Origin of the sequence: Polyangium sorediatum, from assembly GCF_029946465.1 — a bacterium.
Lineage (GTDB): Bacteria > Myxococcota_A > Polyangia > Polyangiales > Polyangiaceae > Polyangium > Polyangium fumosum.
The window spans coordinates 177674-201737 of sequence record NZ_JARZHI010000002.1 but is presented as its reverse complement, the minus strand read 5'-3'; the positions used below and the strand labels follow the sequence as shown (position 1 = coordinate 201737).

At 68.5% G+C, this 24064-nt stretch carries 22 protein-coding genes; 12 read left to right on the top strand and 10 right to left on the bottom strand.

From position 1 onward, the window contains the following. Window positions 1-76: 76 nt before the first annotated feature. Entirely contained in the window at window positions 77-1966 is a 1890-nt protein-coding gene (locus QHF89_RS02985) for a WD40 repeat domain-containing protein (RefSeq protein ID WP_284719975.1), read from the top strand. Here QHF89_RS02985 and QHF89_RS02980 read toward each other — a convergent pair. Then, window positions 1939-3885, bottom strand: coding sequence for a peptidoglycan DD-metalloendopeptidase family protein (locus QHF89_RS02980; protein WP_136966144.1), 1947 nt, complete (start codon window positions 3883-3885; stop codon window positions 1939-1941). The genes QHF89_RS02985 and QHF89_RS02980 overlap by 28 nt on opposite strands. Then, window positions 3882-4268, bottom strand: coding sequence for a BlaI/MecI/CopY family transcriptional regulator (locus QHF89_RS02975; protein WP_136936550.1), 387 nt, complete (start codon window positions 4266-4268; stop codon window positions 3882-3884). The genes QHF89_RS02980 and QHF89_RS02975 overlap by 4 nt, the downstream gene beginning before the upstream one ends. Before the next feature lie 327 nt (window positions 4269-4595). Here QHF89_RS02975 and QHF89_RS02970 point away from each other — a divergent pair, with 327 nt between their 5' ends. Next, the gene (locus QHF89_RS02970) at window positions 4596-5219 is read left to right on the top strand and encodes a glutathione S-transferase family protein (protein WP_136966145.1); all 624 of its coding nucleotides are present in this window, start codon (window positions 4596-4598) and stop codon (window positions 5217-5219) included. Window positions 5220-5222: 3 nt separating this feature from the next. Here the strand turns inward: QHF89_RS02970 and QHF89_RS02965 are convergent, their stop codons facing one another. Continuing rightward, a complete protein-coding gene (locus tag QHF89_RS02965; protein ID WP_136933843.1) occupies window positions 5223-5522 on the bottom strand; it encodes a LysR family transcriptional regulator in 300 nt (99 codons plus the stop codon). Window positions 5523-5628: 106 nt separating this feature from the next. On the opposite strand from QHF89_RS02965, the gene map reads away from it, so the two are divergent. Then, complete coding sequence (gene map, locus QHF89_RS02960) at window positions 5629-6411, top strand: type I methionyl aminopeptidase (RefSeq protein WP_136966146.1); 783 nt, start codon at window positions 5629-5631, stop codon at window positions 6409-6411. Window positions 6412-6464: 53 nt separating this feature from the next. Here the strand turns inward: map and QHF89_RS02955 are convergent, their stop codons facing one another. Both QHF89_RS02955 and QHF89_RS02950 read right to left on the bottom strand, forming a co-directional pair. Further along, complete coding sequence (locus QHF89_RS02955; RefSeq protein WP_136933845.1) at window positions 6465-6797, bottom strand: hypothetical protein; 333 nt, start codon at window positions 6795-6797, stop codon at window positions 6465-6467. Between the two features lie 123 nt (window positions 6798-6920). Further along, a complete protein-coding gene (locus QHF89_RS02950) occupies window positions 6921-9098 on the bottom strand; it encodes a catalase (protein ID WP_284719974.1) in 2178 nt (725 codons plus the stop codon). Window positions 9099-9379: 281 nt separating this feature from the next. Here QHF89_RS02950 and QHF89_RS02945 point away from each other — a divergent pair, with 281 nt between their 5' ends. The 3 genes from QHF89_RS02945 to QHF89_RS02935 all read left to right on the top strand — a co-directional run bounded on the left by QHF89_RS02945 (window position 9380) and on the right by QHF89_RS02935 (window position 12025). Further along, window positions 9380-10276 carry an NHL repeat-containing protein gene (locus QHF89_RS02945; protein WP_284719973.1) on the top strand — a complete coding sequence of 299 codons (897 nt, stop codon included), beginning with the start codon at window positions 9380-9382 and terminating at the stop codon, window positions 10274-10276. Between the two features lie 119 nt (window positions 10277-10395). After that, the gene (locus QHF89_RS02940) at window positions 10396-11400 is read left to right on the top strand and encodes an aldo/keto reductase (protein WP_136933848.1); all 1005 of its coding nucleotides are present in this window, start codon (window positions 10396-10398) and stop codon (window positions 11398-11400) included. Window position 11401: 1 nt separating this feature from the next. Beyond that, window positions 11402-12025 carry a TetR/AcrR family transcriptional regulator gene (locus QHF89_RS02935; RefSeq protein ID WP_136966149.1) on the top strand — a complete coding sequence of 208 codons (624 nt, stop codon included), beginning with the start codon at window positions 11402-11404 and terminating at the stop codon, window positions 12023-12025. A gap of 2 nt (window positions 12026-12027) precedes the next feature. Here the strand turns inward: QHF89_RS02935 and QHF89_RS02930 are convergent, their stop codons facing one another. Then, a complete protein-coding gene (locus QHF89_RS02930; RefSeq protein ID WP_284719972.1) occupies window positions 12028-12417 on the bottom strand; it encodes a ribosomal protein bL12 in 390 nt (129 codons plus the stop codon). Beyond that, on the bottom strand, window positions 12414-12710 hold the full coding sequence (locus QHF89_RS02925; protein ID WP_284719971.1) for a hypothetical protein: 297 nt from the start codon (window positions 12708-12710) through the stop codon (window positions 12414-12416). The genes QHF89_RS02930 and QHF89_RS02925 overlap by 4 nt, the downstream gene beginning before the upstream one ends. Window positions 12711-12788: 78 nt before the next feature. On the opposite strand from QHF89_RS02925, the gene QHF89_RS02920 reads away from it, so the two are divergent. From QHF89_RS02920 to gspC, 3 genes are all read left to right on the top strand, one after another. Then, a complete protein-coding gene (locus tag QHF89_RS02920; protein WP_284719970.1) occupies window positions 12789-14024 on the top strand; it encodes a S41 family peptidase in 1236 nt (411 codons plus the stop codon). 62 nt (window positions 14025-14086) lie between these two features. Beyond that, on the top strand, window positions 14087-15244 hold the full coding sequence (locus tag QHF89_RS02915; protein WP_136966152.1) for an alpha/beta hydrolase family protein: 1158 nt from the start codon (window positions 14087-14089) through the stop codon (window positions 15242-15244). Between the two features lie 128 nt (window positions 15245-15372). Next, a complete protein-coding gene (gene gspC / locus QHF89_RS02910) occupies window positions 15373-16302 on the top strand; it encodes a type II secretion system protein GspC (RefSeq protein WP_284719969.1) in 930 nt (309 codons plus the stop codon). Window positions 16303-16330: 28 nt separating this feature from the next. Here the strand turns inward: gspC and QHF89_RS02905 are convergent, their stop codons facing one another. Further along, complete coding sequence (locus QHF89_RS02905) at window positions 16331-17299, bottom strand: pirin family protein (protein WP_136966154.1); 969 nt, start codon at window positions 17297-17299, stop codon at window positions 16331-16333. A 46-nt stretch (window positions 17300-17345) separates the two neighbouring features. Next, complete coding sequence (locus tag QHF89_RS02900; protein WP_136966320.1) at window positions 17346-18629, bottom strand: DEAD/DEAH box helicase; 1284 nt, start codon at window positions 18627-18629, stop codon at window positions 17346-17348. Window positions 18630-19084: 455 nt separating this feature from the next. Here QHF89_RS02900 and QHF89_RS02895 point away from each other — a divergent pair, with 455 nt between their 5' ends. Further along, on the top strand, window positions 19085-19723 hold the full coding sequence (locus QHF89_RS02895) for an SMI1/KNR4 family protein (RefSeq protein WP_136966155.1): 639 nt from the start codon (window positions 19085-19087) through the stop codon (window positions 19721-19723). A gap of 22 nt (window positions 19724-19745) precedes the next feature. Here the strand turns inward: QHF89_RS02895 and QHF89_RS02890 are convergent, their stop codons facing one another. Continuing rightward, window positions 19746-20369 (bottom strand): hypothetical protein, encoded by a 624-nt coding sequence (locus tag QHF89_RS02890; protein ID WP_136966156.1) that lies wholly within the window; start codon window positions 20367-20369, stop codon window positions 19746-19748. Between the two features lie 110 nt (window positions 20370-20479). On the opposite strand from QHF89_RS02890, the gene QHF89_RS02885 reads away from it, so the two are divergent. After that, window positions 20480-21457 (top strand): DUF4423 domain-containing protein, encoded by a 978-nt coding sequence (locus tag QHF89_RS02885; RefSeq protein WP_136966157.1) that lies wholly within the window; start codon window positions 20480-20482, stop codon window positions 21455-21457. Between the two features lie 112 nt (window positions 21458-21569). After that, window positions 21570-24062 carry a protein kinase domain-containing protein gene (locus QHF89_RS02880; protein WP_136966158.1) on the top strand — a complete coding sequence of 831 codons (2493 nt, stop codon included), beginning with the start codon at window positions 21570-21572 and terminating at the stop codon, window positions 24060-24062. Window positions 24063-24064 lie beyond the last annotated feature (2 nt).

Sequence of the window (24064 nt, the reverse complement as noted above, 5' to 3'; positions counted from 1 at the left end):
AGCGCTCGCTGCCGTCGTGCTCGCCGTCGGGTGTGCGGGACGGGATGCGCGGAAGGTCCCTGCGCACGCGGCTCGCGTGACGCCTGTTCCGGCTGCGTCGAAGAAGAGCGCGGCGCCTGCTGCGAACGCCTGGCCCTCGCGCCCCCTCGTGCAGTTGACGCACGATTTCCAGGAGATCGCCGGTGTGGCGATGTCGGCCGGGGGCGCGCGCGTGGCCGTCGCGGACCATGAAATGGCAGCCGCCGGGTGCTTCGGTTACACGAATCTCGAGGTCACGGTTCACGATGGCGCGCGAGGTGACGAGATCGCCTCGCTCCATTTGCACGACCTACGCCTCGACGAAATGGCCTTCACGCCCTCGGGCGAGACCCTGGCGATCGTGGCCAGGCGTGGAATGGGCGGTTTCGGCGGCCCCGCTGCGACGCTCGCGCTCCTCGACCCGCGCACGGGCGAGTCCCATACCTTCGATCTCGAACCGCCGTCCGGATATGGCGGGCTCCGGCTCTCGATCGCCGAAAATGCCGTGGCCGTGGGCGCTTTCCTGGACGGCAGGGTCGTCCTGCGGAAGCTCCCCTCGGGCGAGCCGCTCGCCACGTTCACGGATCCTTCCTTCACCGCCATGGCGCTCTCGGAGGACGGGAGCACGCTGGCGCTCGGCACGAAGGACGGGCGGATTCGATTGCGCGGTTTGCCCGAGGGGCGCGCGGTCGGGGATCTCGCGAGCCCGTCCGGTGCGCCGCGGAGTCTGCGTTTCCAGGGGGATCGCCTCATTGCGGCGGCGGAAGGCGGGCAGGTCTGGGGCGTCCCCGTCTCCGGGGCTCCGCCGATGCTCATCGGGAAGCTTCGTCCGGACGCGAGGTTCGTCGGTGTTGCCTCGGATGGGCATATCGTCGACGTTTTGCAACAGGAGGACGTGGCGAGCGTGATGCAGGGCGGGAGGTGGTTCACCGTGCCGCCGCCCGAGGATAGATATGTCGAGGCCGTGGCCGCGCTGTCGCCGGAGGGAGATCGTGTCGTCGCGGCGCGCGGCCCGCAAGTCTTTCTTCGGCGCCCGCGAGACCTCACGTCCGACGGGATCACGCTTGGTCCGCACCTGCAAGGCTCGGCCCTGGGCGCAGGCCCACTCCCGGACGGAGCTGTGCTGTTCGGCGCGATATGGAAAGACGGGACGGCTCGGATTTGGAATGTGCGTACGGGACAACCAATCGTCCTGGAAAATGGTCCGCTGCCGCCGCTATCTTCGCTGGCGATCCATGCAAAGGGGGCCGTGGCCACGGTAGACGAAGGCGGCACGGCCATTGTGTGGGAGCGGCAGGGCACGACGCTGAAGCCGCGCCACTCCGTGCGGACGAATGGCCCCGCGAGCGTGATCGCGTTCGACGTGTCGGGGGATCGGATCCTCGTCGGGACGCGGCGCGGCGAGGTCGTGATCGTCGATGGCTCGACGGGACAACCGCGCCGTGTGGTATCCACCGGCGGCAAGGCCGTATCCGGCATAACAATGCAGGACGAAAGGACGGCGTGGATCTGGGGCCCCCGGGAGAACGTGCTGGAGCTCGACGCCGAGACGGGCAAGGTCGCGCTGAACGACGAAGCTGGCGTCATCGGCCTGCTCGGCGGCGACCCGAATGCGCCGACCCAGCCCTCGGGAACGGCCAAGCCGCGACTTCGGCTCGATTGCTGGAACGCGGTCTGCGGGCTGGCCGAGGAGGACCCGTCCCGCGCCGGGGATCCGGTCCGCATCCTCGCGAGCTTCGGCATGCTCGATCGGCCGGGCGCGGCGTTCGTCATGGCCGACGGACGCGTGGACACGCTGGGCACCACGTCGGGCGAGCTTTTCGTGTGCCGCGAAGGCGGAAAAACTTACCCGTTCTCCCATTGCCGCGACCTCGTCGAAGTGCCAGGGCTGCTCGGGCGGCGCCTCGACGAGGTTTGTGCTCAGGGCGCCGCGGTTTGTCCGAGATAACGCGCCGGATCGATCGCCTCGCCATTGTCGCGCACCTCGAAGTGAACGTGCGGACCGCCCTCGGGCGCGCCGATCTCGCCGAGGACATCCCCACGCGTCACGGCCTTGCCGACCTCTGCTTTCACGTTCGCGAGGTGCCGATACCGCGTCTCGATGCCGCGGCCGTGCGCGAGGACCAGCACGGGCTCGCCTTTCGTGTTCTTCTCGATGCGCTCGACCGTCCCGTCGAGCGGCGCGAGCACCGTGGTCCCGGGCGCGGCCGCGAGGTCCACGCCCTCGTGCGGCGCGCTGGTTTGTCCGGGCGTTGCGCCGCCGAAATGCAAGGTCACGCGGGCGCCGGGCAGCGGGTGCGCCGAGCGGGAGGCCATCTTGCCGCGCACGCGCTCGCGCCACGTCTCGTACGTCGTCGAGCGCGCCGCGTGCCGCTCGTTCCACATGCCCGTGGCGAGCGCGCGGTATTTCTCGGTCTCCTCGGAGAGCTCAGCCTTGCCGTCGAGCCACGCGCGCACGCGGCCCTCGCCGCCGTTGTACGCCGCGGCCGAAAGCTCGAACGCGCGCGTCGGGTCTTTCTTGCCAAACTCGACGAGCTGCTTGCCGAAGTACGAGGCGCCGAGGTCGAGGTTGTACGCCGGATCGAGCAGGCGTTCGTCGGCGTGATCGGCGATGCCGAGCTCCTTCGCGACCGAAAGGGCGGTGCCGGGCATGAGCTGCATCAGGCCGAGGGCGCCGGACGAGCTCTTCGCCTGCGGATCGCCGCATGATTCGACGATCGTGAGGATCGCGATCGCCTCAGGATCGACGTTGTGCTTCCGGGCGGACGAGGAGATGGCCGACTCCCAGCACGAGACGGCAGGCGGAAGCCAGGGAATGCCGAGCGCGGCGGCCTGGGCCTTGGCTTCGGTGAGACCGGGTTTTTCCACGGCGGCCGGCTGCTCTCCGCCACAAGCGGCGAGCGTCGCGAGCGCGAGGCCGAGCGTGCTCGCGAGGGCGAGCGCGGGCGCGGCGAGGGCGCGGCCCGTGGGCGCGTGGTGCGTGGTTCCATCGATCAGACGTCGAATCCTCATGACGAGCGAACCTCCATTCGACCCGAGCGCGAGCTCGGGCGTGCGTGCGCGCATCCCCTCCAGCGCGGCGAGAGCGCGGGCATAACGAACCGGGTCTCCGACAACCGCCACGGCGTCGTCGTCGCAGAGGTGCTCACGCTCCCTCCGCGCGACGCGGGAGACCCAGTGGACGGCGGGGTGATAGAACAACGCTGCCTCGACGATCGATTGCAGGATGTTCGTCACGAAATCGAACCTGCGCACGTGCGCGAGCTCGTGCGCGAGCAGGGCCGTGAGGCAAGACGGCGGAAGATCGGCGAGCGCGGCGAGCGGCACGAGCACGACAGGCCGGAGCCAGCCGATGACCATGGGCACGTCGACACGATCGGATCCGAGCAGCCGCACGCCGCTCCGGACGCCGAGACGCCGGGCGAGTTTGTCGAAGCGAACCGTGAGCGCCGAGGAGACGGGCACGGTGTGATGGCGAATCAAGGACGAGAGGCGCGCGAGCCCCACGGCGATCCGGGCCGACATGAAGAGCGCGCCGGTGACCCACGCCATCACGACGATCGCGGGCCAGAGAGGCGGATGGCCGCCTTCCGCAGGCGCGGAGAGCGGGGCCCAGCCGTTCGGCGGGACGAACGGATCGACGGCGAGGGCCGCGTTGAAATAGGCGAACGTGAGCGGCGGCGCGAGCGCCATGAGCGCGAGCGCGGCGCAGGCGGCCGTGTACCGCGCGGCAGCGTGGCTGCGCGGCAGGCTCGCGAGGGTCGCGGCGAGGAAAAGGGCGATCACCGCGCCTTGCCAGAGGAAATGCAGGAGCGCGAGCCCGAGCGCCGCGACAAACGGCGAGGAGGCGAGGTGTGCGAGGCTCATTTCGACCTCTTTCGCTCGATGTCGTCGAGCAGCGCGCGAATCTCGGCGAGCTCCTCGCGGGAGGCACGCTCGGTCGAGAGCGCGCGCATCACGAGCCGCGACGCCGAGCCGCCGAAGGCCTTTTCCACGAGGTCATGCACGAGCCCTTTTTGGGCCTGGTCCTCGGGAATGATCGCTCGATACACGTGGCTCTTGCCCGCCTCGTCACGCTCGACGAGCCCTTTTTGGGCCATGATCTGCATGAGCTTGAGCACCGTGGTGTACCCCGTGCCCTGCACGGGCTTGAGATCCTCGTGGACCTCACGCACCGTCGAGGGGCCGCGGCGCCAGAGGACGCGCAGGATCGCAAGCTCCGCGTCCGTGGGGAGCGACCTGTTCACCATGGGGACGACGATCTACGAAGTTCTTCGTAGATGTCAAGCGACACGCTGCATTTTCTCCGGGACGTCAGGATCCGTCCACGATGCTCACGCTCACGCGGGTCCGCATCGCGGGCCGTGCGCCGTCCACCCCGGCAGCGGCGTGTTCATCGCCGGAGCAATCCCCGCCAAACTCCATGGCTTTCGGGCGGAGGACTCCGGGGCCACGACGGCGTGATCCCACGCCGGTCGACCAGGCTCAGTTTTTCCCGGTCGACGCGCTAGTTTTTTTCTCTTGTACTGAGCATCCGTTCATGTCAAGTAGCGGGGCCCAGGGAGGTACTCAAAGACATGTCCATCAAGTTTTATTTCTCGCCGTACTCCAGCGCGGTTCGCACTCATTGGGCGCTCGAAGAGCTCGGCATCCCGTATGAAGGGGTGCGAATGGATCTGAAGGCGGGCGATCAGAAGAAGCCCGAGTTCCTGAAGCTGAACCCGAACGGCAAGGTCCCGACGCTCGTCGACGACGGAGTGCCGTATTTCGAGTCCGCGGCCATCAACATCTACCTCGGGGAGAAATACGGCGTGGCGAAGGGCCTCTGGCCGAAAGCCGGCACGCACGCGCACGGGCGCGCGATGTCGTGGACGGTATGGGCCGCCGCGTCGCTCCTCAATGCCGGGACGCGGATCATGATCAATACGTCCCCGGAGGTCCCGGACGAGCAGAAGAACGCGGCGCAGGGCGAAAGCGCGCGCAAAGAATTCGAAGGGCTGCTCGACCTGCTCGACGCGGAGCTGAAGGACAAACCCTACGTGACCGGGGACTCGTTCACGCTGGCGGACGCGCTGCTCGCGGCCGATCTCTGGTGGTACCAGATGGGGGTCGTGCCCTCGCTGGCCCGCTGGCCCCACATCCAGGCGTGGACGGCCCGCTGTATGGAGCGGCCTGCGTTCAAGCGGATCTCGACGGGCTGAACGTCAGCGCGGCGAATCCACGGCGGGCGCTCCGGAGAGCACCGGGGCGCTCGTCTGCACGGCCACCACGGCCGCGTCGACCTGCGCCAGAATCGCGCGGGCGTGCGCGAGCATCGTCTCCCCCGACGGCAAGAGGCGCACGCCGCGCGCCGTCCGCTCGAAGAGCGCGACACCAAGCTCCTCCTCCAGGCTGCGGATCTGCCGGGTGAGCGGCGGCTGCGCAATCCGGAGGCGCGTCGCCGCGCGGGTGACGTTCCCTTCCTCGGCCACCGCCACGAAGTACTTGAGCTGCGCCAGGCTCATGCAACGATCGCTACCACGACTCGCTCCCGGATCCAAGCGCCCCGCGTGAGCCATATCGAAACGGTATTGGATCTCGTCCGCGAGCGTCTGCATCCTCGCGCGTACCATGCCGTCCATCGACATTCAGACGCCCCGTTCCGTCGAAGCCATGCGCCTGGCAGGCCGCGCCGCCGCCGGGACCCTCGCGACCGTGGCCGCGCGCCTCGCCCCCGGCGTGCGCGCCGACCAGATCGATCAGTGGGTTCGAGAAGACACCACGCGCCGCGGCGGACGTCCGAGCCAGCTCGGCTACCACGGCTTTCCCGCCTCGGTCTGCGTGAGCCGCAACCACGTGGTCTGTCACGGCATCCCGACCCCCGCGGAGGTCCTCGCCGACGGGGACATCGTCAATGTCGACGTGACGACAGAACTCGGCGGCTATCACGGCGACACCTCGGCGACGTTTTTCATCGGCCGCCCGTCGCCGGAGGCGAGGCACGTGGTCGATGTCGCACGCCGCTGCCGCGACGCGGGAATCGCGCAGGTCCGCGACGGCGCGCGGCTGGGCGATATCGGCGCGGCGATCGACGAGCTCGCGCGCCGCGAGGGATGCTCGGTGGTGCGCGAATACGGCGGGCACGGCATCGGCCGCTCGATGCACGCCGCGCCGCACGTGAGTCACGTCGGCCGGCGCGGCACGGGAATCAGGCTCCGCGCGGGAATGGTCTTCACGATCGAGCCGATGGTGAACCTCGGGGGCGCCGAGGTGCGGCTGCTCGGCGATGGATGGACCGTGGTCACCGAGGACGGCTCGCTCTCGGCGCAATTCGAGCACACGGTGGTGGTGACGCGGAAGGGCTGCGAGATCCTCACGCCCGAGCCGGAGATGGCCCTGGCCGCTGCGCTGTAGGTCGCGTGGCGGGGCGGCGCCGGCGTGAAGGGCCGGCGCCCACGAACCCGACTTCAGTTACACTGCTTCTGGAGCTGCTCGACGGCCGCGGTGCAGCCCTTGATGAGGCCGTCCCTCGTGGCCGGGTTCGCCGCGAGCGGCTTCCAGGCCTGCGCGCTCTGCTTCATCGCCGGCTCGAGCATGGGCTTGAGCTCGGGCTTCTTGCCCATGCATTCGGCGACCTTCTTGAAGTACGCGTCGCACTCCGGGACGCCAATCGATTCCGCCGCCGGCGCCGCCGCGCCCGCGGCCTCCGTCGGCTTGGTCTCGGTGGTCTCCTTGTTGCCGCAGGCCGCCGCGAGCAACATCCCACCCACCATCACGAACCCAACCGCGAGTTTCTTCATCTGCGTCTCCGTCCTTTGTCGGCGCGTGCGCCGGGAGGCGGCATCCTGCCACAGGCGCGCGTGACGGATCGAGAAACCGGACGTGATCACGCGGAGGGCCGCGTGTTCGGCCGCTCCCGGGGCTCAGGCGGGTACGGCCTCCTGCTCGGTGCGGTTCCAGTGTCGGTGCTGCGCGATCGCCTTGACGAAGTCCTGGAGGAAGACCGTGAGATCGCTCGCGCCGCGCACCGTCACCACCCCCTCGGCATGGAAGGTTTGTCCCGCCGCCTGCACGCTCGCCATGGTCACGCCCTTGATGCCCGAGGCGAGGAGCAGCTCCACGCCCTCGCCCGTCGCCCCGATGGGCTTGTTGTGACGGAACGCCTCGTTGACGAAATGGATCGGATCCCCGAGCTTTTTCATTGCCTCGACGCTCGCCGCCCCGCCGGGCACGAAGACGGCGTCGTAAAGAATGGAGCCGACGTGGATGCTCGCCTGATCGACTTCGACGTCGCCTCCCTCCGCGGCCTCGATCGTGCCGAGCCTCGACGAGATCACCTCCACCTCGGCTCCTTCCGCGACGAGCGCATTGCGCACCGCCGAGAGCTCCGCGAGGCTCACGCCCTTCTCCGCGAGGATGGCGATCCGGCGCGTGCGTATTGAATTCTTCACGGTGTTCTCCATGCTGAGCGCGGGCGACGCGGCCACCGTGCGTTTCGTCGTGAGCTTCTGCGCCACGGCCTGCGCGGCCTTCTTCACGGTCGCGCCCACGCTCGCGGGCGCCGTGAGCCCGAGCCCGGTGGCGACGGCCTGGCCAAAGGCGACGTCGACGCGCGTGAATCGCTCGACCATCCGCTCGCGGATCGCCTTGCTCTGGCACTTGCCGAGCTCGAAGACGGCCGCCTTCACGAGGTGCTCCTTTTCGGGCATCGACATGCTGTTCCAGAACAGCGTCGCCTGGGTGAAATGGTCCCCGAAGCTCTCGCTTCGCGCGCGCTGCTTCACCCCGGCGAGTTTTTCCGGGTAATGTGTGAACGTGCCCGCGCCGGGGCCCGCGACCATCGGGCAGCCGCCGCCGAGCGAGTTCGGCGTGTAATGCGCGCGCCCCGTGGGGACGCGGTGCTGGTGGAAGCCGTCCTCCTGGTGGTTGTCCACCCGCGCGAGGGGCCGGTTGATCGGTATTTGCGCGAAATTCGGCCCACCGAGCCGCGTGAGTTGCGTGTCGAGGTAGGAGAAGAGGCGCGCGTGCATCAGCGGATCGTCGGTGAAATCGATTCCAGGCACGACATTCTGCACGCAAAACGCGACCTGCTCTGTTTCAGCGAAGAAATTGTCGGGGTTCCGGTTCAAGACGAGCTTGCCGACGCGCCGCACGGGCACGAGCTCCTCGGGGACAATTTTCGTCGGGTCGAGCAGATCGAAATCGAAGCTGTCGGCCTCGTCCTCCTCGATGATCTGCAGGCCGAGCTCGTACTCGGGGTAGGAGCCCTTCTCGATGGCGTTCCAGAGATCACGCCGGTGAAAATCGGGGTCCTTCCCGGCGATCTTCTGGGCTTCGTCCCAGACGAACGAATGCACGCCGAGGAGCGGCTTCCAGTGGAATTTGACGAACCGCGATCTCCCTTCCTCGTTGACGAGCCGGAACGTGTGGACGCCGAAGCCCTCCATCATGCGGAAGCTCCGCGGAATCGCGCGGTCCGAGAGGATCCACATGAGCATGTGCGTGGTCTCGGGCACGAGCGACGCGAAATCCCAGAACGTGTCGTGCGCCGACGAGGCTTGCGGGATCTCGCGGTCCGGCTCCGGTTTGACGGCGTGGACCACGTCCGGGAACTTGATCCCATCCTGGATGAAGAAGACCGGGATGTTGTTGCCGACCAGATCGAAATTGCCCTCCTCGGTGTAGAACTTGGTCGCGAATCCCCGCACGTCACGGACCGTATCGGCGGAGCCGCGGGAGCCGACGACCGTGGAGAAACGTACGAAGACCGGGGTCTTCACGGAGGGCTCCTGGAGGAACCGCGCGCGGGTGAGGTCCTTCAGGGATTGATAGACCTGGAAATACCCGTGCGCCGCCGAGCCGCGGGCGTGGACCACGCGCTCGGGGATGCGCTCGTGATCGAATCGCATGATCTTCTCGCGGAAGTGAAAATCCTCGAGGAGCGTGGGACCTCGGGCAGAGACCTTGAGCGAGTTATCGGTATCGTCGACGCGGATCCCCTGGTCGGTTGTCAGGTACGTACCGGCCGAATCTTTCCGTTCGGGTTCCAGGTCGCGAATTTTTGCCTGTTCGTCGAGCGGAATTGTCTTGCGCTGCGCCATCGTGCCCTCCCTCTTTGCGACCTCGACATGACACAAAATCGACCGCCGAGCATGTCCGTTCGGTCGAAATGGCGAGGCCATCGAAATGATGAAAGGAATGGCGTTCGACCCGGACGCGCTCTGCGCGAGCGCGTGTGAGTGCTCACAGATTAAAGATTTTGTGCCTGACGGATGTCGATGCAACGGGAATGCTGTAGCATGTGCGCTCGCTCGGCGGCGGCCTGCGCGGCGACACGCGGGCGCTCTTCCTTCTTTCGTCGTCGCCGGGCGGAGGAGGACACGTGCTTCGATTGGCTTGGACCTCGATTGCATTCGTGGTGGTGGTCTGCGTGCTCGGCTGCTCGGCCTCCGGGACCACGCCGAAGGGAACCGGCGGCGGCGGCGCAGGCGGCTCGGGGGGCGAAGGCGGCGGCCCGCTCTTCGACGGCGGAATGGAGACCGACGGCGGCAAGGACTGCAACGAGCGGGCGAAGCTCGTGTATCTGCTCGCGCAAGAGAATGCGCTCTATAGCTTCTCGCCGCCCACGCTCGCGTTCCAGAAGATCGGCGTGCTCTCGTGTCCGGCCACGCAGGGCGCGTCGCCCTTTTCGATGGCGATCGATCGCGACGCGACGGCGTACGTGCTTTACGACGACGGCCATCTGTTTCGCGTGAGCACCGTGGACGCGTCGTGCGAGGGCACGTCGTTCGTGCCGAAGACCGGGGCGTTCGGGCGGTTCGGAATGGGCTTCTCGACCGACGGGCCGGACGCCACGAAGGAGACGCTCTACGCGGCGGATTACGGGGGCAGCGGGCTCGGGCGGATCGATCTCGCGACGATGGAGCTCGAGACGCTCGGATTTTACGACGCGATCTTCGACGCGGCCGAGCTCTCGGGCACGGGCGACGGGCACCTGTGGGGGTTTTTCACGACAGCCCCGCCCATCGTTGCCGAGCTCGACCCGAAGACGTCCCACGTCCTCTCCCAGTCGTCGCAGCCGAGCCTCGACATCGGCACGGCGTGGGCGTTCGCGTTCTGGGGAGGCGATTTCTATCTGTTCACGTGTCCCGGCGTGGCCTCGCGCATCGATCGATATCGCCCCAAGGACGGGACCACCGTCAACCTGAAGTCGAACATCGGCTTCCGGGTCGTCGGCGCGGGCGTCTCGACCTGCGCGCCGCTCGAACCCCCGAAGTGACGTTCGGTTTCCCAGCCCACTGCTCATCACGGTTCCACAAAAGTCGACTGACAGATGTTGACTTTTGTCAGCGCGTTATTGATACTTCCCGCCATCCAACTTCGCGACAGGAGTCCGCCATGATCACGCGTTCGCTCGGCTCGAAGGGTCCTCGGGTGTCGGCCTTGGGCCTCGGGTGCATGGGTATGTCCGATCTCTACGGCCCGTCCGACAGGGCCGAGAGCATTGCCACGATTCACGCAGCGCTCGACGCAGGGATCGATCTGCTCGATACGGGCGACTTCTACGGTATGGGGCACAACGAGCTGCTTCTCCGCGAGGCGCTCGAAGGGCGAGCCCGCGACAAGGTCGCCATCAGCGTCAAGTTCGGCGCGATGCGCGATCCTGCCGGCGGTTGGGTCGGCATCGACGGGCGCCCCAGCGCAGTGAAGAACTTCCTCACCTACTCGCTGCGCCGGCTCGGCACCGATTACGTCGACGTCTACCGCCTGGCACGCGTCGACCCGGCCGTGCCGATCGAGGACACGGTCGGCGCAATCGCCGAGATGGTCAAAGCCGGCTACGTCAAGCACATCGGCCTCTCCGAGGCGGGCGCGGAGACGATGCGCCGCGCCCACGCGACCCACCCGATCTGCGACTTGCAGATCGAATATTCGTTGATCTCGCGCAGCATCGAGGCCGAGATCCTCCCCACCGCGCGCGAGCTCGGCATTGCGATCACCGCGTACGGCGTGCTCTCCCGCGGCCTCATCAGCGGACACTGGTCGAAGGAGCGCTCGATGGCGCCCACCGATTTCCGCCAGTACAGCCCGCGCTTCGCGCCGGAGAACCTCGACAAGAACCTCGCGCTCGTCGAGGCCTTGCGCGGCATCGCCGAGGCGAAGGGCACGACCGTCGCGCCGATCGCCATTGCGTGGGTGCTCTCGCGCGGGAGCGACATCATTCCGCTCGTCGGGGCGCGGCGGCGCGACCGCCTCACCGAGGCGCTGAGCGCGCTCTCCATCGAGCTCGGGCCGGACGACCTCGCGCGGATCGAGCGCGCCGTGCCGGCCGGCGCGGCCGCGGGCGAGCGTTATGCCGCGTCTCAAATGGCGCACCTCGACAGCGAACGCAGGGCGCATTGACATGGTCGAAGAGGCGCTCACCGCCGAACGAATCCTCGAAGCGGCCGAGGAGGTCCTCCGCCGCTTCGGGCCCGCCAAGGCCACGGTCGTCGACGTGGCCCGCGCGCTCGGCGTCAGTCATGGCAGCGTGTATCGGCATTTCCCGAGCAAAACGGCATTGCGAGATGCCGTGGCGGAACGTTGGCTCACGCGTGTATCGAAACCGCTCGCGGAGGTCGCCGCCGAAAAGGGCCCGGCCCCCGAGCGCCTGCGGCGCTGGCTCGGTCTGCTCTTCGAGCTGAAGCGAAAAAAGGCGCGCGACGAGCCCGAGCTCTTCGCGACGTACACGAATCTCGTCGCCGACGCGCGGGACGTGGTCCGCGTGCACGTCGAGACGCTCGCCATGCAAGTCGCCCGGATCCTCACGGACGGCGTGGAGCAAGGCGAGTTCACCCTCGACGATCCGGTGACCTCGGCCTGGGCCGTCTTCCACGCGACGGCGCGGTTTCACAATCCAATCCACGCGTCGGAGTGGTCCGACCCGGGCATCGATGCGGCCTTCGAGGGCGTGTGGTCCCTCCTCCGCGGCGGCCTCGGCGCGCGAGAAGCCCCCGCGAAGGTGCGCACGAAACCCTCGAAAAAATAACCTCAGGATCCGTTTCGCACTTCAGCGCTCGCGCCTGCAGTGGTGAGGGTATCGACGATCAGGCGCGCCTCGTCGCGCGTGATCCACCGGCGAACCACGACAGGCGCCGACTCCACGAGGTCCTTCGCCTCTTTCACGGGCATCTCCCACAGCGCACGCACGGCCTTCACGACAGCGAGCTTGTCCTTTCCGATGTCCAGGAGGACCACGGAAAACTCCGTTATCTCCTCGTGAGGGTCCGGCGGCGGCGCGCCCATAAAAAACTCGTACCGTGGAGGCTCGACAACCGCCAGGAGGCCGAAACGCTGCACGAGCTCGTCCGCCAGCTCTCCAAGCTCCTCGGCCGTGAGGCTTTCGAGGTACGCAATGACCTCCTCCCGCGTGACGCTCATCTCTCCCCCTCCGCCTGCCTTCGCTGGGCGAGCAACGAGAGCACCGAGACCATTCTCTCCTGCTGCGTCGTCCGCGTGACCACGTTCCCCTGTCGATCGTGGGCGTACCGTACGCAAAGCCGACTCCCCGGAGGACACGTGGACAAGAGGCGGTCGGCTTCGCCGCGCGTGAGCTCGGAGAGATTCGTGACGTGCAGGTCGCAACGCTCGCATCGGCGCGCGCGTTCGTCACCCGTCATCGCTTGCCAGTCTTCGCGGCAGGGCTCGGCGATACGCAGCGTGCTGAGCTTCATGGAGCCATGATGTATCACGCGGCGGCCCGTGTTCGGAAGGTGCATCGCCGGACGGGATGCGGTAGACATCGCTCGCACATGAGCGAAACGCAAAGCGGAGGCGACTCGCTGCCGAAGGAGACGCGCAAGAGGGGGCGGAAGGTTTTCCGCTGGATCGGGATTGGATTGCTCTCGATCGTGCTCGGGCTCCTCGGCTGGGACGTCGCCACGTTCGACCGCGGCGCGTGGCAGCGCGATTTCGAGGCGCTCGAGGCCGCGATGGCAAACGAATACGCGAACCTCGACTGGATGGTCGAGCATCGCGGCGTCGATCTCGCGAAGCTCGACCGCGACACCCGCGCCTCGCTCGGCAGCGCGTTCACGCGGGTGCAGGCCTTCCTCGCCCTCCGTCGCTTCGTTCGCACGTTTCAGGATCCCCATTTCAAACTAACGAGGGGCGCCGGGCGCCCAAGCGCGCCGCCGTCGGACAACGGCGCGGCGCCTCCCGCTCCCGTCGCGAGCTGCACGGCGGCGGGGTACGAGGCGCGCCCGGTCGATTCGCGTTTTCCGTTCAAGAAAATGCCCGGGTTCACGGCCGTGCACGAGGCGCCTTTCCCCGCGGGTGTGGCCGGCGAGCTCGGCGTGATTCGGATCGCCCATTTCGGGGAGGACAAGTACCTCCCCACCTGCGAGGCGGTCTTCACCACGGGATTGGATGAGGACGCCTTGCGGGCCGGGGTCCGGGCCAAACTCCAGGAGGCCTTGCAGACGGCGATCGGAGCGCTGCGGGATCGCGGGGCCAAGCGGCTCCTCGTGGATCTCACCGGCAATGGCGGCGGCACGGAGTGGGTCTCGGAAGCCGTGCCGCTGTTCACAGGCGGCACGCTGCGACGGAGCAAAGCCCGGATCGTCTCGCCGAGCTGCGATCGGACGCCGGTCTGGAAGGGCGAAAAGGTGTGCTCGATCTTCGGCGAGCCGCCCGGGACGGCGACGCTCGAAGGCAAAACTGTCTGGAAGGGACCGCTGTTCGTCCTTGTGGATCGCGGCACGGGCTCGGCCTCCGAGGATTTCGTCGCCTGGCTCAAGGACAATCACACGGCCACGATCCTCGGCGCCCGCACGGCAGGCGCGGGATGTGGATACGTGAATGGCGGGGGGCGCGTCGAGCTTCGGGAGATCGGCTTCGAGGTGCGAATGCCGAACTGCGCGCGTTTCCTCGCCGATGGGACGAACGAAGTGGAGGGCATCGCCCCGGATGTCGCTCTCCCGCTCGACAAGTCCGACGGGGAAAAAATCACGGCGCTGACGGCCGCGATCGCCGCGACGCGGGATTGAACCCCGCCCGCAGGGATGGCACCATCCAAGGCGTGCGTTGTTCGGCTGTCGGGAGGGAACCCATGCGTCTCGCGTCGCTGCTGCTCGTGGTGTCGCTCCTTGGCGCCTGTGGCTCGACGCCGCCCGCGGTCCCGCGCGCGAGCAGCTTCAAGGCCGCGCCCACGCCAAGAGTCGCAGAGCCCGCTCGGCCGCGGCTCCCGAAAGAAGAAGTGACCTTCGCCTTTGATCGTGGCCTCTGGCGTCTCGAAGGGACGCTGACGCTGCCGACGCGCGAGGAGGGGGAGCGCGTGCCCGCCGTGGTCATCGTGCACGGCAGCGGCCCCATGTCGCGCGACGGCGTGATGCGTGGACAGATCGGGCTCGGCTTCGGCTTCGAACTCGCCGTCTACCAGCGCCTCGCCGACGCGCTCGCCGATCGTGGGTACGCTGTGTATCGGTACGACAAACGAACGTGCGGCGCATTCAACGATTGCGCCGATGGCGGCTTCACGTCCGTGCCCTACTCCCTCCTCGAAGTGGAGTTCGCCACGACGGAATACGTGCTCGACGCCGAGGCCGCGCTCGACGCAGTCGCAGAGCGCCCCGAGATCGATCCCGATCGCCTCTTTTTCGCGGGGCACAGCGAAGGCGGCGAGCTCGTGCCCGTGCTCCTCTCGGACAGGCCGCGGGTACGCGCCGGGGTCATGCTGGCGCCGCCCTTTCACACGATGACCGTCTTGCTGGAGCAGCAAAGCGAGCGCGTCCGCTGGTCCTTCACCATGGCCGGGCAGCCGGAGCGCGCCGAGGCGGAGGGCCGTGAATTGCTCGCCGCTGCGCAGGCGCTCCGGCAAATCGAGCGGGGGACGCACCTCGGCGCGCCCATCCTCGGGCAGCCGCCGGGCCTGTGGGAATCGTGGATCGAGCTGGCGAGGCGGGCGCCCGAGCTCGCCCGGAAGCTCGACAGGCCGCTGCTCGTGCTCGGCGGGAGCTACGATTACAATGTCGCGCCCTCGGAGATCGAGAGCTGGGCGAAATGGCTCGACGGCGCGTCGCGCGCCCCGCATCGGGTGCGCGTGCTCGATTGCGTCACGCACGCCCTGAACTGCATCACGCAACCGGACGCGACGCGGATCAAGCCGGACGACATCGGGCGCGACATCTCCCCCGCGGTGCTCGCGGAGGTGTCACAGTTCCTCGATGCCCACGCCGCGCGTGCCAAGCTGACAGAAGCAGGGCGTTGATCCGCGGCGCGCGGGTCATTTTGTCGCCCGTCCGGGCAGGCCCCGAGCCGTTTTCGCGGGGATCCGCAACGTTCGAAAGCTGGCACGAGGCTCGCTTGTTCCCTTGGTTCATGGGATCCGACGCCCGTTTGAAACGATGGTTCCCCGCGGTCCTGGTGCTGCTCGTGGCTCTCGTCGCCTATTTTCAGGCAGCCGGGCTCGGAAGGCTCGTCTCGTCGAGCCTCACGGGTCCGCCGTTCGAGCCGCTCTCGCCGAGGCCGTCGATGAAGGTGCGGAATGCGCTGGCCGCGCTGCAAGACGAGAAACATGGCGAGGCCATTCTCGGGCGAAACCCCTTCGATTCGATCACCGGCCCGCTCACGCGCCACGGTCCGCCGGACGACGGGGCCCCAGAACCCGCCGCGCCGCTCGGGGATCCGTACGCCGATCCGATCTGCGACGCGGCCAAGGTCTTGCTCATCACGGAGTCCGACGAGGCGCTCTGGTCGTTCGCGGCCATTGCAGGGTCGGACGGCAAGGCCACGCTGCGGCGGCTCGGCGACGACATCGGCGGGCGCACGGTGCACGCCATGGCCTGGGATCGTGTATGGCTCCGGCAAGGCGCGGCGCGGTGCCAGCTCCCCTTGCACGAGCCGCGCGAGGGCACGACGGCGCGGAAGGAGCCGGGCAACGCGCTGTCGAAGCCCGCCACGGGCTCGCGTGTGCCGCCCGAAATCGCTAATGGAATTCGCAAGGACGCGGACAACCATTACGTCGTGGAGCGATCGATCGTCGATACGATCCTCGAACGTACGGACCTCCTCGGCGCGGCGCGTTTGGTGCCCGTGCGCGAAAGCGACCGGGTCGCTGGCATGCGGGTCAGCGGCGTCCGACCCGGCTCGTTGCCCAGCATGCTCGGGCTTCAGAATGGGGACCGGCTCGACAACATCAACGGATTCGAGATGGGAGATCTCACGAAGATGATGGAGGCGTTCGCGCGGTTGCGCGCCGCCGACCGGCTTGACGTCCGTATCGTCCGCGGCGGCAAACCCATGTCGATCGAGGTCGAGATACGTTGACGCGCGCCGTCGAGCCGCGCCCGCTTCGTCAGCCGCCCACGAGGCGCCCCGAGCGATAATCCTCGAAGGCCTGCCGGATCTCCTCGGCCGTGTTCATCACGAAGGGCCCGCGGCGCGCAATGGGCTCGCCGATGGGCTGCGCCGCGAGGAGCAAAAGGCGCGCCCCGGTGGCGCTCGTCGAGACGGCCGATCGTCCCGCGCCGAGCACGGCAAGCTCGCCCCGCGCGACCGGCGTGCCCTCGGGCCCGATTCGCGCGGCGCCGTCAATGACGTACACGAATGCATTGTGCTCGATCGGCAGCGGATGTCGGAAGCTCGCGCCCGCCGCCAGCGTGACGTCGAGCAAGCTCGGCGCGACGACAACGCCGTCCACGGGCCCACGCCGGCCGCCTGCCTCCCCGGCGACCACCCGCACGCGGGCGTCCGCGATATCGACCTCGGGAATCGCCGACGGCGGGATGTCTTGATACCGCGGCTTGATCATCTTCTGCGCGGCCGGGAGGTTCACCCAGAGCTGAAAGCCCCACATGAGCCCCTGCTCCTGTTTTGGCATCTCGGAATGAATGAGCCCGCGCCCCGCGGTCATCCATTGCGCGCTGCCCGGGCCGAGGCGTCCCCGATTCCCCACGCTGTCCCGGTGCTCCATCGCGCCGTGGATCATGTACGTGACGGTCTCGAAGCCGCGGTGCGGATGATCGGGGAATCCCGCGATGTAATCGTCGGCGCGATCGGTGTGGAACTCGTCGAGGAGGAGGAACGGGTCGAGATCGGGGAGGGCCTGGCCCCCGAGCGCGCGCGAGAGCCGCACGCCGGCGCCGTCCCGCGTGGGCTGCGCCTGGACGATCCGCCGCACGGGGCGCGCGTCGGGATCGAGCCCGCCCCCCGCGGCGAGGGGCGAAGGCGCGTCGGTCTCACGCGAGAGCAAAGCGAACGTCGCCACAGGGAGGGCAGCCCCCGCGGCGAGGAGGAAGTGGCGCCTGGTCGGGACACGGGCCATGCACGCAAGGGTAACGCGCGCGTGGCCCGTGCACAATCGTCGGAACTCAGCTCCGACGGCCGCGCGGAGGACGCGGCGGGCGCGGTCCTCGGGGGCGCTGCGGCTCGGGCGCGAAGGCGCGGCGCGGCTCCGGACGCGCTGCCGGGCGCGGCTCCGGGCGCGCTGCCGGGCGTGCTGCGGCCGTCTCAACGGGAGGCGCCTGCCCCTCCGCGACGGGAATCCGGCGGCGGAGCAGCTTTTCAATGTCCGCGAGCAAGGCGCGCTCCTCGCTGTCGCAGAACGAAATGGCGCTGCCCGTCGCGCCCGCGCGGCCCGTACGGCCGATCCGGTGCACGTAACTCTCAGGCACATTCGGCAGGTCGTAATTGATGACGTGCGAGACGCCCTCGACGTCAATGCCGCGCGCCGCGATGTCCGTGGCGACGAGCACGGGCGTGACGCCGCGGCGGAACCGGTCGAGGGCGCGCTCGCGGGCGCCCTGCGACTTGTTGCCGTGAATGGCGAGCGCCTCGATGCCGGCACGCACGAGCTGTTCGGAAATGCGGTTCGCCCCGTGCTTCGTGCGGGTGAAGACGAGCGCGCGCTCGACGCTCGACGCCCGCAAGAGCCGTTCGAGCAGCGCGCGCTTGTCGGCCTTCTCGACGAAAAAGATCGATTGCTCGACCGTATCGGCCGCCGCGCGCGCGGGCGTGACCGAGACGCGCGCCGGGTCGACGAGGATGTTGTCGGCGAGCGCCGCGATCTCGCGGGGCATCGTGGCCGAGAAGAAGAGCGTCTGCCTTTGCTTGGGCAGCGCGGCGACGACACGCCGCACGTCGTGGATGAAGCCCATGTCGAGCATGCGATCGGCCTCGTCGAGGACGAAGACCTCCACGCGATCGAGGCGCACGAACCCTTGCTGCATCAAATCGAGGAGGCGGCCGGGCGTCGCGACGAGCAGGTCGGGGCCCTTCGCGAGGTTCTCCTCCTGCGGGCGTTGCCCCACGCCGCCGTAAATGACGGTGTGGCGAAGGCCGAGGTGCCGCCCGTACGCGGTCACGCGCTCGCCGATCTGCGCGGCGAGCTCGCGCGTCGGCGTGAGGACGAGCGCGCGAATGCCTCCGTGGCGTTGTGTCTTCGAGAGGCGCTGGAGGATTGGCAGGACGAACGACGCCGTTTTGCCGGTGCCGGTCTGCGCGCAGCCGAGCAAATCACGGCCGGAGAGCGCCTCGGGGATCGACTGCGATTGAATGGGGGTCGGACGCTCGTACCCCTCTTTGACGAGGGCGCGCACGAGCGGGGCCGCGAGGCCGAGCGCGACGAACGCGGCGCCCGGGGCCTCGGAGGCCATGGAAACGGAAACGAGCGGCGCGCTGCCCTCGGCACGCGGCGCCTCGACGGGGGCCGCCATGGGCCGCCCGGGAACGGAAAAAGTCACGATGAAAATGCTCTCTCGCGGCCCGAACCCGTGAAGGGTGTGCTTGTCGCTCTCCCCCTCCCGCCGAGCCGCCAGGGTTCGGGAAGGGCGTGAAACGACCCGTCTGGCCGCTCCACTGCGGCGCAACACGCATCAAGGTGCGCACCGCCACGCCTTCCCGGTCGCCTTCGTTCGGACGCAAGCACGCGGGGCTCTGCCCGCGCATGCTCGCCGGATAGGATCGTGAGCACGAGCGTGGTAGCGCACGGCAGCCGCACGCGCAAGCGTCATGTTCGCCACGCTCCGCGCCGTCGAGGCTTGACAGCACGTCGCGCGAGGCCCTCAGATCCGCCCCCATGGCCGCCTCATTTCGTGAACGACTGGAAGCCATGATCGAAGCGCTGCGCGCGCACCCGGACGTCGAGGTGTTCGACTTCCGTCTCGGCTCCCCGGCCGCCGGGGCCGTGCTCTCGCGCGCGGAGCAAGCCGCCGGCATGACGCTGCCGGACTCCATTTTGGAGTTTTACACGGCGCACAACGGCGTTTTTCTGGAATGGGGCCTACGCGGCAGCACGTATACCCGGACCGACCCGTACGACTTCCCCGATTACGACGCGCCTCCAGGCTGCATCAACCTGCTGCCCATCAGCGCCGCATTCCAGCCCGACTGGCAGATGGATTTCCACGTGAACGAGCTCCTGCCGGGACAGGAAGAGCTCTTCTTCGGCCAGAAGCTCGATTCCGAACGACCGCTGAAGGCCATCACGATCGATAACTTCAGCAAGTACAACCACGCCGATTTGATCATCGGCCCCGAACCCGTGGTCCTCGTATCCACCGATCACGGGGCCGATCTCGATAGCTCCGATTTCATGTCGTTCGAGACCTACCTCGAGGTCACGCTCGCCGTGTTCGGCTCGAACCGCTTCGCCGCCGTTCGCGCGGACCAACCCGCGCGCCTCGTTTCGCCGCGCGAACGGCCGACGCTCGACGCGATCGTGGCGCACGTGCGCGAGGACGAGCGATAATCCGCGCAGACGCGGCGCGGGCTCAAAACGTGCCGACTTCGCCGAGCAGCGACCCGGCCTCGATCAGGTCCACATGGCCCCGAGGGGCCGACACGCCCGGCTCCCAGCGCGCATCGACGGCCAGCTCGAAGTTGGAGCCGCAACTGCTGCAATTGTCCCCCGACCCACCGCCCGCGTACACGTCCGGGAACGGGTTCTCGTCGACGACGAAGAACAGGCGAAGGTGCGCAGCCCCGTCGTCGCCCCGATAAAGCTCCCCGCGCTGCTCGTGTGCGAGAATGCCGTCGCCGCTCGAAAGCTGCCCGAGCACGAGGACCTTCAAATACCCGTCGGCACACTCGCTATTGCGGTCGAAGTAGGCCACCACCGGCGAACTCTCGGTGTCGGCAGCGAGAGACCAGCTCACGGCGGTCTTCGTTCCATTGGCCCACGCCACGTCGAAGCTCCCGGACCCGCCCGTCGCATCGAGGGCCTCCTGTCCGCTCACGCCGAGGGGCGTCGATTCGGTGAGGCCATGCTCCACGGACGGGCCCACCGGCGAGAAGGAATCGCAGGGATCGGCACCGATCTCCCCCGTCTGTCCCCCGGTCGTCGTGCACCCCACGAGCAGCCCCGCCAAAGCCCAGCAAGCAAGTCGTACGTTCATCGAAAGCCTCCTTCGCCCCTCCAATTGCCGCAGCGCGGGAGCCAGCGCAAGCGCCGCGTAGCGCACATACGCATTATCTATCGTGCCGATCTGCTAGAATCGATGCATATATGCGATACAAGAAGGCGCAGTACGACGGAATCGCTAAGGATTTCTGCCGAGTGATCCGCGGCCGACGCTCGCAGCGGCAGCTCAGCGTCCGGCTCGGGTACGGGACGAACGTCGCCTTCGGCTGGGAGTCCGGGCGGCGCTTTCCCACGCTCCCCACGCTGCTGCGCGTCGCGGCGTACAACGGCGTCGACGTTCATCGCGCGCTTTCGGATTTCGTGCGCCAGGAGTCGGCCCTCGGCGTAGATGTCGCCGTCTCCGACCCGGCCCTCACGGCTGCCTTCTTTCAGATCCTCAAGGGAGGCCTGAGCAACGCCGAGATCGGCTCCCGCATCGGGCGCAGCGCCTCCCAGGTATCGCGCTTCATGGCGGGCACCTCCCAGCCCCGGCTCCCCGACGTGCTCGCCATCGTCGACGCGACCACCGACCGGCTCCTCGACTTCCTCGCCCTCTTCGTCCCCCCGAGCCTGCTCCCCTCGGTGGCGCGCGACTTCCGTGTGCTGGAGGAGCGGCGCCGGATCGCGACCGAGCTCCCCTGGTCCCACGCCGTCCTGCGCGTCCTCGAGCTCGCGAGCTACGCGGCCCTGCCCTGCCATGACGATGCCTGGGTCGCCGCTCGGCTCGGGCTCCCCGACGACGAGGTGCGTGTGTGCCTCGAAGCCCTGTCACGAGCGGGCCTGGTCCGATGGCACGAAGGGCGGTACGAGGCCACGGCCGAGACGGTCGACATGACCCGAGGCCCCGCCGAGCCGCGGCAACGGTTGAAAGCGCACTGGCTCGACGTCGCCGCGCGTCGACAGCTTCGCGGCGCTCCGGGGCTCTACTCCTACAACCTGGTCAGCGTCGCGCGCCGTGATCTCGAACGGCTGCGGGCCTTGCACGTGCGGTACTTCCACGAGCTTCGCCAGATCGTGTCGGACTCGCGCGAGCCCGACTGCGTCGCGCTGGTGGCGATGCAGCTCTTCGAGCTGGGCGCGTGAGGCACTGCACGCTCGGCCCCCAGCATGCAGAGATTTCGCTTGAAGGCCGGGCACCTTGACACCCAACGTGGCTCGCGTTGTCCTCACGGTTCCTCGCCGAGGAAGAGCGCCCATGCTTCGTTTCTGGCAACGCCGCAAAGACGATCCGCGCGTGGGCCCTCCGTCCCCGGAAGGGGCCGACGAGGGCGCGGCGCGCGCGGCGGAGCTCGAAAAAGCGACGTTCAAGCCGGGGATGCAGATCGCCGGCAAGTTCACGCTGCAGCGCCTCATCGCCGCAGGCTCGATGGGCACCGTCTTCGAGGCCTGGGACATGTTCGTGGAGCGGCGCGTCGCGATCAAGCTGATGCACCCGAACTACGATCGCGACCCCGCCATGATCGCCCGCTTCCGCCGCGAAGCGCAGACGACAGCCGCGATCCAGCACCCGAACGTCGTCACGATCCACGAGGTCGGGCAGCGCCGCGACGGGACGTTCTACATGGTGCAAGAGCTGCTCGAAGGCGAGAGCCTGCGCGAATACCTGGCGCCGCGCGGCCGGCTCACCGAGCACGAGGCGATGACGATCATGGTCCCGATCATGGGCGCGCTGATCGCCGCGCACCGCCGGGGCATCGTGCACCGCGACATCAAGCCGGAGAACATCGTCCTCACGGACTCGACGTCCGGCGAGATCGTCCCGAAGCTCATCGATTTCGGCCTCGCCCGCGTCAACACGCTCGACCCGAAGCGCAAGCTCACGCTGAGCGGCGTCGTCATGGGCACGCCCGAGTACATGGCGCCCGAGCAGGCGAAAGGAGATCCGGGGATCGACGCGCGCGCCGATGTCTGGTCCGTCGGCGCGGTCCTCTTCGAGCTGCTCTCGGGGAGGCGCCCCTACGACGGCCCCACGCACCAGGCCGTGCTGATCAAGATCGTCACGGAGGCACCGCCGATCCTGTCCACGCTCGTCGACGACATCCCCGCGGCCTTCCTGGAGGTCGTCCAGGGCGCCCTCGTGCAAGCGCGCGAGGGGCGCTACCCGTCGATGCAGGTCTTCCGAGACAAGCTCGTCTTCGCCTACGAGAACATCTCGCACCGCGTGGTGCTCGCGCCGACGCGAGGCCCGAAGGACGAGGACGAGCACACGCACGAGCCGCACGAGGAAGCAGAGGCAGCGTACGAGGCCAGCGGCGCGGACGTGCTGGAGCTCGACCCGGCGGATCTCGTCCTCGACGAGGACACGGTGACCGAGCTCGACGAGGCGATCGCGAGCCTCGCGAGCACGACGATCGCCACGCTCCCACGCGCGGAGGTCGAGTGGCGCGACGCGGCCGCGCTCTTCCCGGGCGCGCCCCCGACCGCCGACGAGAACGCCGCGTTCGACGCGCTCGGCGTGAACGCGCTGCGCGACGCGGAGACACACGCGGTGCGCGCGATCGAGGCATCGGGCACGCCGGAGACGATCGCGCGCATGCGGCTCGTGCAGGCGATCGCCCATCGCTGGCTCGGGAACACCGCGGAGGCGAGGCGCGCGGCCGAGGAGGCGATCACGGGCCTGCCGCGAGGGAGCACGGCCTATCACGCCGCGCTCGGGCACCTCGTGATCGCGTCGGGCAGCATGGGCGACGTCGCGCGGATCGGCGCGTTCGTCGACGAGCTCGCGGCGCTCGCGCGCGAGGGCGTGACCACGGAAGCGCACATCGTGACGGCGGCGCGCCTCGTCATCGCGCTCGTGCGCGCGGGCCTGCCGGATCGAGCGCACGAGGTCTTCGCCGGCGCGCAGCGACTCGCGCAGCGGCACAGCGTGGTGAGCTCATTCGTGCTCGCGTGGCTCGACGTGGCGCGCGTGGAGATCGCGCTGCACGAGGGAGATCTCATCGGTTACGTGCGACGGGTCGAGTCGGCCGTGGAAAACTTCACGTCGGCGGGCGACATGCGGAACGCTTGCCTGCAGCGCTGCAACATCGGCAATGCGTACGTGCAGCTCGGCGCGTATGCCCTCGCGGTCGCGGCGTTCCGCGAGGCCCAGGCGATCGCCGAGCCGATGCAGCTCGACTTCGTCTCCTCGCTGCTCGCGAACCTCGGCTACGCGCTCGCGCAAATGGAAAACCTCACGGAGGCGATCGCCGTGGAGACAGCAGCGCTCGAGCTCCTCGTGCGACAGGGCAACCGGCGCGGTGAGGGGTTCGTGCGGGTCTACCTCTCGATCATCCTGCGGCTCGCGGGGCGCACGGACGAGGCGCTCACGATGGCGCAGCACGCGATGGAGGTCTCCGAGGGTGTGCCCGCGGCGCGGGCCTGCGCGCTCGCGCTCATCGCGGCGATCGCGATCGCCCGGAACAACGTGCGGGAGGCGTACACGAAGGCCTCGGAGGCGATGCAGATCCTCGGACGGCTGGAAGGGATCGAGGAGGGCGAGAGCTTGATCCAGTGGACGTACGCGCTCGCCCTTCGCGTGAACGGCGCCGAGGAGGAGGCGCTCCGCCGCATCACGGAGGCGCGGCGGCGGCTGCTCAAGCGTGCGGATCGGATCAGCGATCCGCGCTGGCGGCAGAGCTTTTTGGAGCAGGTGCCCGACAACGCGCGGGTGATGGAGTTCGCAGCGATCTGGCTTGGCGAGCGGTGAGA

Coding starts and splice junctions, on each gene's coding strand:
- QHF89_RS02980 (WP_136966144.1), bottom strand. CDS start 3,885: ATGAGCCTCGCACACCTCGCCTCCTCGCCGTTTGTCGCGGCGCTCGGG.
- QHF89_RS02975 (WP_136936550.1), bottom strand. CDS start 4,268: ATGGTGAACAGGTCGCTCCCCACGGACGCGGAGCTTGCGATCCTGCGC.
- QHF89_RS02970 (WP_136966145.1), top strand. CDS start 4,596: ATGTCCATCAAGTTTTATTTCTCGCCGTACTCCAGCGCGGTTCGCACT.
- QHF89_RS02965 (WP_136933843.1), bottom strand. CDS start 5,522: ATGAGCCTGGCGCAGCTCAAGTACTTCGTGGCGGTGGCCGAGGAAGGG.
- map (WP_136966146.1), top strand. CDS start 5,629: ATGCCGTCCATCGACATTCAGACGCCCCGTTCCGTCGAAGCCATGCGC.
- QHF89_RS02955 (WP_136933845.1), bottom strand. CDS start 6,797: ATGAAGAAACTCGCGGTTGGGTTCGTGATGGTGGGTGGGATGTTGCTC.
- QHF89_RS02950 (WP_284719974.1), bottom strand. CDS start 9,098: ATGGCGCAGCGCAAGACAATTCCGCTCGACGAACAGGCAAAAATTCGC.
- QHF89_RS02940 (WP_136933848.1), top strand. CDS start 10,396: ATGATCACGCGTTCGCTCGGCTCGAAGGGTCCTCGGGTGTCGGCCTTG.
- QHF89_RS02935 (WP_136966149.1), top strand. CDS start 11,402: ATGGTCGAAGAGGCGCTCACCGCCGAACGAATCCTCGAAGCGGCCGAG.
- QHF89_RS02930 (WP_284719972.1), bottom strand. CDS start 12,417: ATGAGCGTCACGCGGGAGGAGGTCATTGCGTACCTCGAAAGCCTCACG.
- QHF89_RS02925 (WP_284719971.1), bottom strand. CDS start 12,710: ATGAAGCTCAGCACGCTGCGTATCGCCGAGCCCTGCCGCGAAGACTGG.
- QHF89_RS02920 (WP_284719970.1), top strand. CDS start 12,789: ATGAGCGAAACGCAAAGCGGAGGCGACTCGCTGCCGAAGGAGACGCGC.
- QHF89_RS02915 (WP_136966152.1), top strand. CDS start 14,087: ATGCGTCTCGCGTCGCTGCTGCTCGTGGTGTCGCTCCTTGGCGCCTGT.
- QHF89_RS02905 (WP_136966154.1), bottom strand. CDS start 17,299: ATGGCCCGTGTCCCGACCAGGCGCCACTTCCTCCTCGCCGCGGGGGCT.
- QHF89_RS02900 (WP_136966320.1), bottom strand. CDS start 18,629: ATGGCCTCCGAGGCCCCGGGCGCCGCGTTCGTCGCGCTCGGCCTCGCG.
- QHF89_RS02895 (WP_136966155.1), top strand. CDS start 19,085: ATGATCGAAGCGCTGCGCGCGCACCCGGACGTCGAGGTGTTCGACTTC.
- QHF89_RS02890 (WP_136966156.1), bottom strand. CDS start 20,369: ATGAACGTACGACTTGCTTGCTGGGCTTTGGCGGGGCTGCTCGTGGGG.
- QHF89_RS02885 (WP_136966157.1), top strand. CDS start 20,480: ATGCGATACAAGAAGGCGCAGTACGACGGAATCGCTAAGGATTTCTGC.
- QHF89_RS02880 (WP_136966158.1), top strand. CDS start 21,570: ATGCTTCGTTTCTGGCAACGCCGCAAAGACGATCCGCGCGTGGGCCCT.